Origin of the sequence: Rothia sp. HMSC068F09 (assembly GCF_001812775.1) — a bacterium.
GTDB classification, from domain to species: Bacteria; Actinomycetota; Actinomycetes; order Actinomycetales; family Micrococcaceae; genus Rothia; species Rothia mucilaginosa_A.
In genome coordinates, this window is sequence record NZ_KV810409.1 from 209970 (window position 1) to 225731 (window position 15762).

A 15762-nucleotide genomic window follows, 5' to 3' on the forward strand; every position below is an offset into this window, starting at 1 on the left:
GAAAGGGAAATAGCATGAACGCTATCTCTGAAACCTTTAGAATCCTATGGCTTATCTTCCTGTGGTTCTGCTTTAGCTTCATAGCTCTTGCATCTCTAGTGATGGCCGTTATTGGGGTATGGCCTTGGGGTGCGCTGTTCTTCGTTTTAAGCCCTCTGAATCTTGCTTACATAGATATGATTAACGCTGAAAATATTGGCTATAAAGCGACCGGAGGCCTCTTCCACCGCTTCTTTATTTTCGTTTACTCCATCAACGCGGTGGGCTTGATTGTACTGACGGTTCTGACGGCTTTCGGTGTACTCCAGGGGGACCCGGCTCCGTGGACCCCTGAGACGAACTTTGCTTCCTGGTACATGGTTAGCGGGCTAATCATCGTCGCCTTCCTCATCCAGCGCATCGAGCCTAATGATGAGATTCCTGACCTGCAGCGCATGGAGCAGATGAATAGGCGCTCAACCCGTGTGGGTGTTGTGTCGGCGGCTATTTTCACGGTTCTGTGCCTTGTGGTTCCTCTGACTAGTTTCATGACTGCAGGCTATGATCCGGTGGCTCTGGCGGTTGCGCTTTTCCTGACTCCTGGGTTCCTGCGTGTTGTGCGTGAGGGCCTCTTCTATCTGCAGGGCACCCGCTTTGAGGAGGGAACCGAGGGATACCGTACCCTGCGTGCCGTGTGTATTGGCGTGGCTGGCCTGGCGGCGTGTATTGCGCTCGGGTACCTGGGCTATTCGCTGGTTCGTCTGGAGTTGCTGCCTGCACTGTTCTTCGCGGCGTCGGTGGCGATGAATGGGTGGTCGGTGAAGAAGTACGTCACCGTGGGTATCACCATTCCCGAAGAGGAAGAAGCGGATTCCTCTTCTAATGCCGCTGTTCAGGAGGCGAAGTAACCATGCTAGATACCATCTTTAGTATCTTCTGGGGAATTATCTTAGCGCTGTCTATTCTCTCTATCCCCTACATTATTATTAGGCACGAGATTAATCGACGCCAAGATAAGAAAAAAGAAGCGCAGGGAATTTACATTAGGCGAGTAAATCGCTTTGAAGTATGGATTTGCATATTTAATCCGATGTTTCCTTTTTTGGGCTATATGGCTAATAGTCAGACTGGAAATACGGGCATTTGGCTAAACGTATTAGGTATTGTTCTTGTGCTTTTCTTCTACGCCTTCTCTCGATATACCCTCGTCGCTTATGTCAAAATCTCACCTGAAGGTATCGAGCAGCGCATTTGGTTCTCCAACCCGACCCGCTACCCCTTCAATGCAATCAACCGTATTGTGTATTACGAGGCATTGAATATTGAAGATCAGGATATGGTGGGGTTCTACGCCAAGTCAGGCACCCAGATTGCCCTGTTCTGCCCGACCATCCATAACAATTATCGTCTGATGGCGATTGTGCGGTTCAGGGTTGAGAACGAGCGCTGGCCTGACATGAATAATCCGGATGATGTGGCGAAGGTGAATGAGTTGGACGACAGGGGTATGACCATTCTTTATTTCAGGGGCCGTGAGAAGGTAACCGGCCTTGCCGACGTCGACATGTAGCCCGCTCGATAAGCGCCGACTACCCCCTACATCCAAAGAGCCACAACCGGCACGAACACCACCAACACCGTGCAAGAGGAGCACGCATCATGCACACCTTTTTCCTTCTGCTCTGGGGCACCTGCACCCTCGCATCAGTCATCGGCGCCATCACCATCATTGTTCTGCATGATAGGCACCTGCGCCAGGACAAGAAGCTCCGCGACGAAGGCATCTACATTACGCGCGTGCCCCGCCGTGAAGCACTCATAAGCCTTCTCACACCCATATTCCCGGCAGGTTTCTTCGCTCTCTACCTCTACACGCAGGTTGAGCTCGGTATCCTCTTCAACCTGCTGACATTCATCATGCTGCTCTTCTTCCCCTACCACTTTCTGCACGTTCACCTGGTGTACACGAAAATCACGCCCGACACGGTGGAGCAGAAGCTCTCACCGTTCGCCACCGTGACCTCCTACCCGATTAGGGCTATCGATCAGGTTTTCTACTTCCAGGGTGAGGCGGAGGAAGCATTGGAATGGACTGGGGTAGGGTCTGACAAGGCCACCTTCTACACCAAGAAAGGCAAGGAAATCGCCAAGCTTGACCCCGTTGGCAAGAACCACCGGCTGCTGGCCATCGTACGGTTTAGGCTCGAGTTCGACCACTGGCCCGATATGCGGGACCCGCAGGATCTGGCGTGGGTTGATACGTGGGATAACCTCGAGTGGACGCAGCCCCTGTTCAGGAAGCTGTACAGAAGGCGCAACAAAATCACCGGCCTGTCGGATATCAAGATGTAGTGCCGCACGGCAACAGCCCCATGCATAGAGAAAGTTCCTGGGTTGGGAAATAACCTCGGCCGCAGAGTATTTCTACGTCGAACAGCACTCGGCAAACACACGAGATTAAAACAAAATAAAAAATACTTTTGACTATCACCTCAAGGTTGAATGGAATCCCCTAACGAGGCGCCGACTAGGACGAAATATTATCCGCCCTCTCAGATTAGGCTGATAGAGTGGTACTGGGCCCGGCCCTCCGTCTACCTCTGCAGGCATCGTTTGGTTGCGTTTCAGGTGCGCCGCTATCGGTTGCTTGCATGGCACATAACTTAAACGAAAAGATCATCATGACCAACCACACCACCGCGCGTCAGCGCTTATTCCGCTTTCCTTTGATTTTGGGTGTCACTACGGCACTTATTTTCTCGTCTTGCTCCACGGGCACGAACAATAACAGCACCCCTTCCGATAAGGGTACTGTTACTTCTCAGAGCCCCCATCAGGTTGAGAACGCTACTAATGTTCTGCAGAACGTGAATGTTCAGATGGGCCGTGACGGTGAGGTCTCGTCGATTGAGTCGACCAACATTTACGTTAACGACAAGGACCGCACGAGCTCTACGAGCAATGTTCAGTTCAAACCCAAGGACGTCGTCAATGACCTTCCCGTGCGTGTGAGCCTGCAGTATTCTAGCGAGCGCGGTAGCGGCACTAACCTGAATGATTTGAACGGTTACAGTGGCGAAATCACCATTAAGGTTACGGTCGAAAACCTGACGGTGAAGACTGAGGACGTCACCTATGATGCATCCGGTACCAGCCGTACTAGCCCCGCACCGGTTGGTACTCCGTTCTCCATCGCTGCTTCTACTGTTCTTTCGGGTTCTCCTACCCAGGTTATTACGACCCCTGATGCCACTGATTCGTCGACGAATGGCGTGGTAAGCACCAATGATGAAGGTAAGGCTGTTGTTCAGTGGGGCGCTATTTCGGCGCCTCCGGTAACCGGCAGTTCCTCTTCTTTTGTGTTGAAGGTTAAGGCGAAGGATTTTAGCGCGCCCACCTTCAACATTTCGGTGCAGCCTGGTTTTGCGTCCGATTTGTCTGGCGCGGGAATCATTACTAACGGTTTCACCTCTCAGGATGCCTCTCAGGTGGCGCTTCTGCAGCGCACCATCGATACCGTCAACGAGGTTAATTCAACGTTGAATAGCGCCAGTTCACAGGTTGCTCAGGTGCGTCAGAGCCTGGATGATACGTCTGCAACTTTGGGTAAGGACGCTGCCGAGCACCTGAAGACTCAGAATGAATCATTGACGAAGACCATGCAGGGCCTGCAGGCGAATATTGAGAACCTGCAGAAGGACCTTTCTGAGGCTTCGCGTACCAATAATTCTCAGCTAATCTCCCAGCTGGAACGTACCGTCGCGGCTCTTCACACCATGCTGGGTGATACGACAGCACGTCCCAATGTGTCTGTTTCGCATAGTAATGGTCGTTGTGTTGTGCATCGTGAGGAGGACGCAAGTAGCCGTAGTGTATACGGTAACTTGGTCCAGCTCTCTGCGGTCCTGAACGCGTATGCGGAGGCAAGCTCAGACTGCCAGCAGGATCTTACGGCTTCGATTCGTGAGATTGTGGGCCCGGAGCACCCGACCGCTGAGACTTGCTCTTCTAACGGCTCGGTAACCTGTGCCCTATTTGGTGCGTCGGTGACGGTGCAGAGCTCTTTGATTGCGCTGGTTGCTACCGGCGAAAAGATTGTGGATCATCTGCAGCCGGAGTATTTGAAGGGTGCGAACACCAACTATTCGGCGTTGAAGCGTCAAATGGATGAGATTGTTCAGCAGATGGAGAAGGACCCGTCCTCTCTTGACGCTGATGCTGTGCGCGCTTTGCGAGAGAAGGTCAGCGCGGCTCGTCAGGGTGTGAACCAGTTGAAGGAAACGTCGAGTCGTCTGATTGAGAGCATCAAGAACGTTCATTCTCGTGCGGCTTCCGCTCGTGCAGATTTGGTGGAAGGTTCTGGTTCCATGAGCGCCCAGAACCAGGAACTGGCGGAGCAACTTTGCGCTCTGTCGACTGAGCGCGGCGGCTCTCTATCTGCTGAGCAGGTGGAGCATCTGCGTGGATACCTGACAGCTTCGTCTTGTAACGGTGAGGCTTCGCCGTCTGCGGCTCCTTCTTCTGAAGCACCTAGCCCCGCACCGTCTGAATCTGCTTCTGCGACCCCTTCCGCAGAGCCGTCGAAGAATGAGTCGCCTTCCACTGCCCCGTCCTCCGAGGCGCCTTCTGCCGAGCCTACCGCCACTGAAGGTAATACGCGTTCCATCACGGTGGAGAACGCGAACAGGCGTATCATCACCCCGAACCCCTCTGCTACACGTACTCCGATGGAGCAGCGTATCGCCAAGGCCGTAGCAGCATGGGATGAGGTCCTTGCCGCAACCTCTATGGATGACCCCAAGGAGGGCCTGGCTCGCGACGCCAAGAATCTTAACGATGCTGTGAACGCGGTAGATGGTGCTCTCGGTGAGGTTGAGAAGACCCTGGATGATGCCGTAAACGCACAGAACCAGGACGCCGAGAAGAAGGAACTGTCTGACGAAGCGAAGGTTTCGTTGCGTGACCGTATCCGTTCGGCTTCGGATACCGTCAATGCTCTGGGTAAAAACCTGGAAGATATGACGAACACGCAGGCAGATCTCTCCAGCGCTATTAAGGAAGCATTCAAGGATTCTGCCAGCGAAACTCGCGACACCCTAACGGGCATGATTAACGAAGAGATTCGTAAGGTTTCGAGTAACGGTTCGTCCGCCGCTTCGACTGCCCAGGAGGCATTCGCCGCATCGATTGCAGGTATTACTGATACCGCGAATACCGTGGTTCAGGTGGCTGGCGATTCTATCGAGGTTCAGCATAAGGATATGAATGAGCGTATTGAGGGTCTGCGTCAGTCCCTGGACTCGGTGACCGAGCGTTCTCTGGTTGCTCTGAGCACCCGCACTGAGAACGCTACCCGAGATTTGGCTGGTGCTTCTGCTCAGCTGAATAACGACCTGTCGAAGCTCATGCTTGATTTGGGCGATAGCAGCGCTGAGGGTGCTGGCCTCTTGGGCGCGCTCAAGAGCAATAGCGCGAAGGCGGGTGCCGCTGACTACCAGCTTGCTTTGGCGATGCAGAATGCTCAGGGTTACACGAACCTCCGCTCCGAGGATATCGCTGCTCTGCAGAAGCGTCAGGCGCAGTTCAAGGCCTCGCTGCAACGTCTGCGTTCTCTGCCTACCTTCCATCTGTCGAATGCCGGCAGTGCAGAGGTGAAGACGGTGTACACCTTCCAGATTGGTGATTAGCCGTGGGGTTTTCCCCTCATTTGGGTTCTGATTCAGGTCCTCACCGCCGCGAGGGCAGGCGGCTCACTCAGCGCACCGTGGTGTGGTGTGTCAGTCTGTGTGTGCTGTTTAGCCTTGTGGTGGTGGGGATCTGGTATGGCGTGCGCGCTGTGACTCCTCAGCCTTTGCCGCTCGGTACGGGCACGAACCCTGCGTCTGCGGTGACGGTTCAGCAGGCTATTTCTCTTCCGGCCTCTGGTCGTGAGCCGGTTATTGGTGTTGTCGCTACTTTCGGTGATGATGCTGAGGGGTCTGCATGGCGTCTGAACGCTCAGGGCGCTCGTGTTGCACAGTACCGCCTGGCTCTGGGTAATTCGTCTGTGAAGGTTCTTTATGCGAATGATAAGGGAACGGAGCAGGGTGCCCGTGAGGCGGTAGAGAAGCTCTCGTCTGAGGGCGCTTTGGGTATTGTGCTTGCTTCTCAAGGGGAACATCTTCGGGGTGCTACGGCTGCCGCCAAGGAACGCAATGTTGCGGTGATTGAAACGTATGACCGGGTAGATACTGGCGATGGGGTGTGGAGTTTTGCTCTGGACCCTGAGCAGGAGAAGCAGGCCTATACGGCTGCCATTCGTTCGCTTGCCGGTGTATCTAGCACGGGCTCTTCGCAGCAGCAGGATGGTGTGCACACCATCCTGCTGGATGCGGGTGAGGGTTCTGTGCCTGACCTTCCCTATACGAATCGCGTTCAGGTTTCTGCTGATGAAGACAGCATGAAGGACACTCTCAAGGAGCTGACGCGCCTTCTGGGTGATAAGTCTTCGGGCTCGTCTCCGATTCTTGTTTTAGCGGGCTCTGCCTCGACTCAGGCAAAGGTTCTTCGTTCTCTCCAGAGGGCGGGCATTACTTCTCCCGTGATTGCAGGTGAGGAAGCTTTGACGGAGCCTTTTACGCGGCTTCTTCTGGAGAACGGTGGTTCCCTGACCGACAATATTCGCGTTGTGGGGCGTATGCAGGCACGTGCTGCGGCGTTGAGTGCTGATGATGACGGTCGTGCTTCTTCGGCGTTTGTGTCGACGGTGGAACGGATGAAGAACGATTCTTCGCTCAAGGATTTGTCGGGCGAACAGGCGTTCTCGAACTCGGCAGCGTGGGCGGATGCTCCCTCCCATAACGCTCTCTTAGCCTTTGCATATGCAACGAGCCGGGTTCGTGAATACACTCCCGATGCGGTTCGACGGGTTCTAGGAACTCTCCGGCTGGACGCTAAAGATTCCACAGTGGCGTATCCGTTGGATTTTTCGTCTTCCTACGCCGCTGGCGGTCAGGTGGGTCTTCTATACCCCACCGCGGAAGCTTCGATGATTCAGGGCGGGTCTTCCTCAACGGATGCGGTGAACCCGCCCGTGTGGATGCTTCGCACGTTCACTTCAGAATCTCGCGACTAGCTTTTCCGCACAAAACCTAATCCGAGCAAAGCCTAATCCGTGCAGAGCCGGTCCATCACACCCCGGCTTTCGGGTATTACTTCTAGTCCGTTCACCAGCGGGGCTCACGATTTATCTATTTTGGAGAACACCTTATGCGCTTTTTCCTTGATCTTGAAGAGCATAACGGGAGCTATGAACTAGACTCCTGGCAGCCTGAGACGACCATCGCTGATCTCGTCCAGGCGACCGGTGGTCCCTCCCTGCCCGCCGACGAGCCGCTGTATTGCGATAACCGCCCGGTGACAGCCTCCTCCACCCTAGCGGAAGTCAAGCCGATGGAGGGTATGCGCATCTCTAGGGCACCGCTCTCCTACCCTTCCCTGGTGCAGGGCTGGAGCGTGTGCTTGAGCGGTGGTTCGACGGTTACCCTGCCGCGCCCTATCCCCTCTTCGCGTCCTCTGGTGGCGGGTCGTTCCCCGTACGCCGACATTGTGCTGCCCACGGCGAGCGCGTCGTGGGAGCACCTGCACTTGCAGGTGGTTCATGATGAGTCGACGAGCACTCAGAAGGTGCGTATCACTGACCCGGGTTCTACGAACGGCAGTTTTGTGGACGGTCAGAAGATTCCTGAGGAAGGTCTGACTGTTTCTGAAAGCACCACGATCCATGTTGGCGATTGTGTTCTGACCCTGCGGCCTGCTCCTCAAGAGAAGGCCGCACCTCGCCCCGGTAGCGCCCCGAATGTGAGCGCATCGGGCACCGCGCCGTTTAACCGTCCGCCACGTCAGGGTGCGCTGAGCGCTCCGGAAAAAGTAGAGGCGCCCACCCGCAAGAACGTCTCTGACCCGCCGAAGTTCAATATTGCAATGGCGATAGGCCCGCTTATTATGGCGGCGGCAATGGTCGCCATTATGCAGGAGATTCGTTACGCCCTTTTCGCGATGCTCAGCCCCGTCCTGAGTATCGGCATGTGGGTGGAGCAGAAACGTCGTCACGCCAAGGATAAGGTGAAGGAGCGTGTGCGTTTTGAGCAGGAAATGGAAAAGTTTAAGGAACGTGTCGCTCTGAGCAACCGTGAGGAGGTTGAGCGTCTTCGTGACCTTGCCCCGGCACCGGATACCGTTCAGCTGCGGGCGCTTCTTCCCGCGATGACGCTGTGGCGTCGCCGGAGCACCAGCCCCGACCTGTTGACTTTCCACATAGGTACTGGGCATATTCATTGGACTCCTGAGCTGACAAAACCGAGCAACCCTGAGCCTGAGGTTCAGCATCTTCTTGACCACAATACCCTGTGGGATGCTCCGCTGATTGCTGACCTGCGTGAGGGTGGCGCTATCGGTATTGTGGGTCCGCGTGAGCAGTCTCTCGCCCTGGCGCGTAGCCTGGTACTGCAGGCGGCGACCCATACGGGTCCTGCAGATATGACGATTGCGGTCTGTGCTGATTCCGCGCGTTCGCAGGACTGGGTGTGGACGTCGTGGCTTCCGCATATCCGCATGGCGCAGAACCAGCAGATGCGTTGGTTTGCTTCTGGCAAGGAGCACTCGGACCAGATGCTGCGCTCTCTTTACAACGACATTGAGTCCCTCCCGACCCGCGGCCTGTGCGTGGTCGTTGATTCGGATACCCTCACTGAGGGCCGTGAGTCGCCGGCACGCGACCTTTTGGCGTACGGCGATGAAGTGCGTCTGATGGCGAATAAGACTGCTGCTGCGGGCGCTCGCCGTGTCGCCGGTATTGTTTTGGCTTCTTCCGTTGACCGTCTTCCGGCGTCTTGTACTTCTGTCGTGGAGATCGGTGAGGAAGCTTCTATGACCTATTCGGAGCCTCGCCGCCGTTACACGGTCACTGACGGTGTGCTCGCCGGCGTGAGCGCTGAGGATGCTCTTCATGTGGCGCGTACTTTGGCGCATCATGAGGACCCTGAGCGTTTGCTGTTGGGTGGCGGTTTGCCTCAGCTGGTAAAGCTGCCTGAGCTGGTTGGTTTGCCGACCCCTCCGGGTGCTGAGGATATTGAGGCGTTTTGGTCGCAAGCTAATGGTTTCAGCACCGAGATTGGTGTGGGCGATTCTGGCGCGTTCACGCTGGACTTGGTGAAGGACGGCCCTCACGGTCTGGTGGGTGGTACTACCGGTTCGGGTAAGAGTGAGTTTTTGCGTTCGTTGGTGGCGGGTTTGGCTGCGCACCACGATCCGAGCCGTTTGAACTTTATTCTGGTTGACTTTAAGGGTGGTGCGGCGTTTAAGACGTGTGAGCGTCTGCCGCATACGATTGGTACTTTGAGCAACTTGGATGCGCAGTTGGCGCACCGCGCTATTGAGTCGTTGGAGGCGGAGATGGACCGCCGTCAGCGCCTGTTTGCGGCCGCTGGCGAGGGCGTGGACAACATTAAGGATTATTTGGCGACGAACCCCCCGGAGCCGATGCCTCGCCTGCTGCTGGTGATTGACGAGTTCGCGATGCTGGCGAAGGACTTCCCGGATGTCCTGTCGTCGCTGGTGAGTATTGGCGCGGTGGGTCGTACCCTGGGTGTTCACATGATTTTGGCGACTCAGCGTCCTGCTGGCGTGGTGAATGATGACATTCTGGCGAATACGAATTTGCGTGTGGCGTTGCGTGTGCAGAGCCGTGAGGATTCTTCGAACGTGATTGGTGTTCCGGATGCTTCGGAGATTTCGCGTTCGCAGATGGGTCGCGCCTATGTGAAGCTGGGCCAGAATGATATTTCACCGGTGCAGACTGCCCTGGTGACGGGTCAGAGCGGCACTGAGGTGGTGACTTCTCTGGAGGTTCGTGCGACCGATAGTATCGGCACTCCTCGTTCGGAGCGTGCACGTCCGAAGGTGTCGTCGAGTGATGCGAATGACCTAGATCTGCTGATTGATGCTGTTGTGGCGGCTCATGCGGCTCGTGGCGCGGTCGCTCCTCGTAAGGTGTGGCCTGAACCGTTGGGTTCGTATGTTGATTTGGCTGATTTTGGTGTGCGCGGCTTCCCCGACCCGGATCTTCCCACTGTGGGGGGTGTCCGGGACGGTGTCCTGATGTGCACTTTGGGTGATGAGCCGGAGCTGCAGCGTCAGGTGCCTATGGGCTGGAATATTGAGATGAGCAACCTGCTGTTGGTGGGTGTTGCCGGTAGTGGTACGACCACGACGATTCAGTCTGTGGTGCTGGGTTTGGCGCAGCATTATTCGCCGGAGGACATCGATATTGTTCTGGTGGATATGGGCGCTGATGGTTTGTTGCCTCTGCACTCCCTGCCGCACGTTGTGTCTGCTGTGGGTACCGGCCAGGGCGCTAGGGAGCGTCAGGCTCGCTTCTTGCGTTTTGTGAAGTCGGAGCTTGATGCTCGCCGTGCTGACGCGTCACGCCGTAAGCCTCTTTTCATTGTTTTGGATGGTTTTGCGACGCTGCGTGATGAGTTCTCTGACGCTGTGAGCATGGATTTGCTGGCGAATTTCTACCGCGTGTATGCGGACGGCCCTGCTGTTGGTATTCACTGCGTGGTGTCGACGAGCCGCGCGAAGAATATCCCCTCACAGATTCTTGATGCTTCGTTGCAGACGTGGTTCTTCCAGCTGAGCGATATTCACGATTATTCTTCGTACGGTATTCGCGGCACTAATGTGCCGGCCGCCATTCCCGGCCGTTGTGTTGATCCGAAGCATCTGCGTCAGATGCAGGTGGCTACTCCCGCTGTTGGTGTGGAGGAGGCCGTCTCTATGGTTCATGAGCGTTTCCCGCAGGCTCCCGCTAAGCGTGACGTGATTGGCCAGTTGCCGACGTGGGTTTCGTGGGAGAGCATGCCTGCCGCTGAGTTTTCTCCGAGCCTGTGGCGTATCCCTGTGGGTATTGCTGAGGCTACGTTGGAGGCGTGTGCTTTCGAGCTGTACGAGGGTGAGCACGCCATGGTTGCGGGTAATCCGCGTTCGGGTAAGTCTTCTCTGCTGGTTGCGTTTGCTCGCCTGGTTTCTCGGGCGAGGGCTGCGGCGGAGCGGGCGGTGTCTGCCGCGTTGGCGTCTGGTGACGCTACCGCGGCGGAGAACGCGCGCTTGGATGCCGCTGAGGTTCCGGAGGTTTGGGCTGTCTTCGATCAGCGTTCCGGTCTGGTGAATGTGCCGGAGGGTGTTTTTGACCGGGTGTTTGAGAGCAAGAATGCTTCTGCTCAGGTGCAGGCGGCTTTGCAGGATGCCGCGGGCCCGGTGCTGTTGCTGATTGATGACGGTGACCGTGTGGATGACCCGATGAACGTTTTTGATGCCATCGTGAAGGGTGACTTCCCGGATGTCCACATTATTGCGACGGGTAAGCCGACTGATTTGCGTCCTTTGTATAGCCATTGGACGAAGGCTATTCGTAAGTTCCGTACGGGTGCCGTGGTTCAGCCGAATGTTGATATGGATATGGACATGTTCGGCACTATTCCGAGGCGTGCCCCGGTTCAGCTGAGCGTTGGTCGTGGCTATGCGTTCTTGGCTGGATCGCCAGTTCTGGTGCAGCTGATGAGCCCCGAGGATTCTCAGCACCGTGGCGGGCTGTAGGGCTTGTCTGGCGCGTGGTGAGGTATCGTGTAACTTTACCGACCGTTTTGATGTAGGAGCCACCCCGTCTGGGGAGTCTTCCTGCTTGTTGTGAAGTTGATGTTAAGGAGTTAGCCCGTGACTGTACCTGCTGGTTCGCCGCAGTACTCCGGCTCGGAGCGTCGTGATGCTCATCCTGCCCCGCAGGCTGCTGGTCAGCCTGCTGGGGGCTTGGTTGCGGGCACTCCCCTTGGCTCTTCGTATCGTTTGCTTCGCCGGGTGGGTTCTGGTGCGGTCGGTGAGGTGTGGGCTGCTACGATGAGCGGCTCGTGGGCTCTGTACGCGGCGAAGATTCTGCGCCCGGAGCTTGCGAAGAACCCTGTGGTTCTTGAGTCTTTTGTGCGTGAGCGTTCGGTGTTGTTGGCGCTGTCGCATCCTCATATTGTGCCGTTGACGGACATGGTGGTTGAGGGCGGCGTGCTGGCTCTGGTGACGGAGTTTCAGCATGGCGGTTCGCTACGTCAGAAGCTGGACTCTAAGGGCCCGCTACCGGTCCGCTTGGCGTTGAGCCTGATGGTGCAGGTTCTGAATGCGGTGGAGTTTGCTCACCGTCAGGGCGTGATGCACCTGGATATTAAGCCGGAGAATGTTCTGCTGAGCGGTGTTTTGGGGGAGTCTCTGGATCAGCAGGTTCGTGTGGCTGATTTCGGTATTGCTTCTTTTACCGGCTCTGCGGGTTCGGGGGCTTCTCGTTCGTTTTCTGGCACTCCGGGGTATATGGCTCCGGAGCGTTCTGCGCACGGTGTGGCCACTCCGGCGGTTGATGTTTATGCGTGCGCGGTGACCCTTCATGAGCTGCTGGTGGCGGCGCGTCCTCTTCCGGTGCGTGGTGGTGCGGTGCAGTTGTCGCCGCAGATTCCGGCTGAGGTTGCTGAGGTGCTTCACGGGATGTTGGCGGAGAACCCGGCTCAGCGTCCTGGTGCGGCTGAGGCTGCCGCTAAGTTGCGTCTTTTGGCTGAAGGTTTCGCTACTGATGTGGTGCTTCCTCGGTGGGTTGAGGTGTCTTCGGGCGCTGTGGGGTACACGCCTACGGTGGTTCATGGTGCTGAGCCTACTGTTTCTGCGGTGCCGGGGCAGAATGTTACGGAGCTGTATGGTGCGGGCATGCCGTCGCTGGGTCAGGCGCAGAATGAAACGGTTATCCGGGCTCCTTTTGTGGTGGAGCAACCGGCATATGTGCCTGATGAGGTCGTTGAGGAAGAGGAGCCTGCCCGTTCGCCCTTGCGCCGCCCGCTGGTGTGGGGCGCTATCCTGGGTTCTCTGATCCTTGTGGGTGTGCTCGTCTTCGTGGGTTTGAACGGCGGTAAGGGTTCACCTAAGACGGCCGAGTCGTGGTCTGCGTCGAGCCGTAGTTCGGCGTCTTTGCCGAGTGGTTTGGGCACCCGTATTGAGGGTACGTATAACCCGCGGGATAAGAGTGCCCGCCTGACGTTTGAGTTTTCTTCGCAGAAGTCGGCTCTTCGGGGCGATATTTTGCAGGTGCTTCCCGGCGTTGAGGGTGATTCGTGTGCTTCGGTGACATGGGATGCCGGCCAGGCGTCTTCTGGCGTAGCGAAGAATCAGTCGAGTGTGACTGCGGTGGATGTTCCATGTTCGTGGAATCTGTCTGGGGTGAGTATCCCAGCTAATGGCGTGGTGCAGGTTCGGGCGAATGTGTCTGCTGAGTTTAAGGATTCGCGTGCTTTTGAGGAATGGCTGAACCGTATCGAGTCTGAGACGTCTAAGGCTATTTCTGATCGGGAGGTTCGTTCGACGGCGTACCCGATTCAGCGTTTGCGTTCGATTGAGTTGCGGGTTCCTTCTCGTGTGGTGAATCAGAGTGTTTTGCCGGTGACGGTGGTTCCGGTGTGGCCGAGTGGCGCGGATGAGCTGAACCCGTTGATGGTTTTGCCGCGTACGGGTGAGTTTTCGACGCTGGTTCAGGCGATTTCTCCGGATGCTCAGATGATTAGTTTTTCGGATGGCTGTTCGGGGCATGTGTTGGTGTCTGAGGATCAGCGGGTGGTGACGGCGCTGTCGGTGACGTCTAAGTGCCGCCTGAACGCGCAGATTGGTAATTTCACGAACCTGTCCAGCAGCGACTTCGCGATTATCACCCGCTAACGGTGGCGCTCGGGTGAGCACCATCTGATGCACAGAAAGCCCCTGGGCTGAGAGGTCATCTCTCAGCCCAGGGGCTTCTGTATACGATTATTATAATTAATTTTTAATTCTTTATTCTTTAATTTCTTCGAAGCGGGTTGTATCAAAATCCCGCTCCTTTTTAGGCGATGAATTTGCAACATGGAATAGGTATTTTTTACCAGGCTGAGCTGTTGCAACATATGCGGGTATCTTCCAACCCTCAGGAGCTTCATACATCGTAAGATTGCCACACTCCTCAGTCGTAAAAATACCTATGGGGGAAACATTAGTTGTACCCGCAGTATCCGCTCCCCCCAGCTCCTTTGTATACGCTCCGGTCACAGTGCATACTGCAGTTATCCCATCACTATCATCACGCAAATTTTTGGGAATAATATAAGTTATATATGCAATCAATGCTATCGCCAAAAAAAACGATATTTTACTATAATATTCATGATAATTAGTCAATATTTACAATCTCCTTAAACCAGGGTATAAAAAGTTCCTAATTCTTACTTCTTCCATTTGCGCATTCGTTCCTCGATAATGTCACCTGCCCAGTCCACGGCATCTGAAATCCTATCCTTCGCGTGAGAGGCAGTTTGTCGCGTAATGTCAGCAGCCTGTCGCGTTACATCCATGGCATGATGCGATGCGCTAACTGCTGCATCTCGTGTTACACCAACAGCATGTCGCGATGCACCAGCTATAGCAGCACGGTTCTCCGCGGCATCCTCCGGAGTCATCTTTACCGCAGTCTTAAAAGAAGATTTCAATCCATCTTTTTGAATACCCTTCGCAAGCACCGCATCCATATGCTGCGGCGAATTTTCACGCCCCTGCATACCCATCTCAAGCCTCTCCTGAACAGAATTCTTAGCTGCGCCAGAAAGGGTGTCAATCGTAACATCACGACTGAATTCAAAGGAGCTTTTCTTAGCTGTTTCCCAAAGAGTTGTCGGTGTCGCTGACCGCATCATTTGCGACGAATCCAAAAGATCACTCGGATTATGGCTTGGGGCGCTATATTTCTCATACCCCGCGACACCCCATTTACTCTTCATCTTTCCTCCAGCGACAGCACCCACCGCCGAAGCGGTAGCGCCAGAAGCAAACATACCCATAGCGCCCGTTATACTCTTATCCTTCACTTTGTCGTCAAAGCAATACGACACTACGTTATTAATACCGCCTGACACCGAATCTTTTACTACATCCTCCACAAGCTTATTATTCTTCAAATAAGTTCCAGCTTTCTGGGCCGCTTTGCCAATCTTAGAAATTTTTTCTGTCGCGTCAGCCAGCTTCTTCAGATTACCTAGACCGCCAGTAACAGCACCCGTCACAGCACCGGTAATAGCTCCCTTTACGGCTTCCTTACCAGCCTTAGACCAATCAACCTTCTCGCCAGACATCTTCTGCTCGATTACCGACATACCAGCACCCATCAAAGCACCTGATGCTGCACCAAATGCGGCACCACCAAAAGGCCCCAAACCAGTGCCCAATGCGCCAACTACGGCACCAGTAAGCAACATGGCGCCAGCAGCTACATATTCCCAGTTATTTTGTAACCAGCCACCAGAAGCTACCTTTTGCTCGCGGTACTTATCGAAGTCCTCCACCGACACAGGTGACAGGCCCCACGGATCCACCAAAGAAACCGGGTTACCACCCACCAGCGAGAACCGATCAGCACCCCAACCAACACCCACAGGTGCAGGCAGGGGATCAGGCGCCGTAAAACGGCCCACGCGCGAATCCACCACGCGAGCACCCAACACCTCAAAACCGGTAGAACCCAGTACCACACCCGAAGCCGCCGAAACACCAACCAGCGAATCCGGCAACACAGGCGCACCACCAGCACCCTGAGCAGACGGCACAGCAGGCGCAGCAACACCCAAAGAAGCCCAACCATACGGATCCAACAGACCGGCACCGGAACCGGCACCAGGAACCAGCGAACCCACAGAAGGC

The 15762-nt window shown here is 55.6% G+C and carries 8 protein-coding genes and 1 pseudogene; 7 read left to right on the forward strand and 2 right to left on the reverse strand.

All coding sequences use genetic code 11. From position 1 onward, the window contains the following. Positions 1 to 176: 176 nt before the first annotated feature. The 7 genes from HMPREF2874_RS00820 (at position 177) to HMPREF2874_RS00850 (ending at position 13758) form a co-directional block, all read left to right on the forward strand. Positions 177 to 887: a hypothetical protein gene (locus tag HMPREF2874_RS00820; RefSeq protein ID WP_070648489.1), complete on the forward strand. Its 711-nt coding sequence runs from the start codon at positions 177 to 179 to the stop codon at positions 885 to 887. A 2-nt stretch (positions 888 to 889) separates the two neighbouring features. After that, positions 890 to 1549: a hypothetical protein gene (locus HMPREF2874_RS00825; RefSeq protein ID WP_070648491.1), complete on the forward strand. Its 660-nt coding sequence runs from the start codon at positions 890 to 892 to the stop codon at positions 1547 to 1549. Positions 1550 to 1638: 89 nt separating this feature from the next. Then, complete coding sequence (locus HMPREF2874_RS00830; RefSeq protein ID WP_070648493.1) at positions 1639 to 2331, forward strand: hypothetical protein; 693 nt, start codon at positions 1639 to 1641, stop codon at positions 2329 to 2331. A 329-nt stretch (positions 2332 to 2660) separates the two neighbouring features. Beyond that, the gene (locus HMPREF2874_RS00835) at positions 2661 to 5666 is read left to right on the forward strand and encodes a prolipoprotein diacylglyceryl transferase (RefSeq protein WP_070648495.1); all 3006 of its coding nucleotides are present in this window, start codon (positions 2661 to 2663) and stop codon (positions 5664 to 5666) included. Between the two features lie 149 nt (positions 5667 to 5815). Beyond that, positions 5816 to 7093 (forward strand): type 1 periplasmic-binding domain-containing protein, encoded by a 1278-nt coding sequence (locus HMPREF2874_RS00840; RefSeq protein ID WP_246823734.1) that lies wholly within the window; start codon positions 5816 to 5818, stop codon positions 7091 to 7093. A gap of 134 nt (positions 7094 to 7227) precedes the next feature. Beyond that, positions 7228 to 11616 (forward strand): FtsK/SpoIIIE domain-containing protein, encoded by a 4389-nt coding sequence (locus tag HMPREF2874_RS00845; RefSeq protein WP_070648499.1) that lies wholly within the window; start codon positions 7228 to 7230, stop codon positions 11614 to 11616. Positions 11617 to 11733: 117 nt separating this feature from the next. Continuing rightward, complete coding sequence (locus tag HMPREF2874_RS00850) at positions 11734 to 13758, forward strand: serine/threonine-protein kinase (RefSeq protein ID WP_070648501.1); 2025 nt, start codon at positions 11734 to 11736, stop codon at positions 13756 to 13758. A 111-nt stretch (positions 13759 to 13869) separates the two neighbouring features. Here HMPREF2874_RS00850 and HMPREF2874_RS09105 read toward each other — a convergent pair whose 3' ends face one another. Continuing rightward, complete coding sequence (locus HMPREF2874_RS09105; protein WP_141754184.1) at positions 13870 to 14250, reverse strand: hypothetical protein; 381 nt, start codon at positions 14248 to 14250, stop codon at positions 13870 to 13872. A 44-nt stretch (positions 14251 to 14294) separates the two neighbouring features. Continuing rightward, positions 14295 to 15762, reverse strand: a pseudogene (locus HMPREF2874_RS00855) (type IV secretion protein Rhs); the annotation flags it as partial.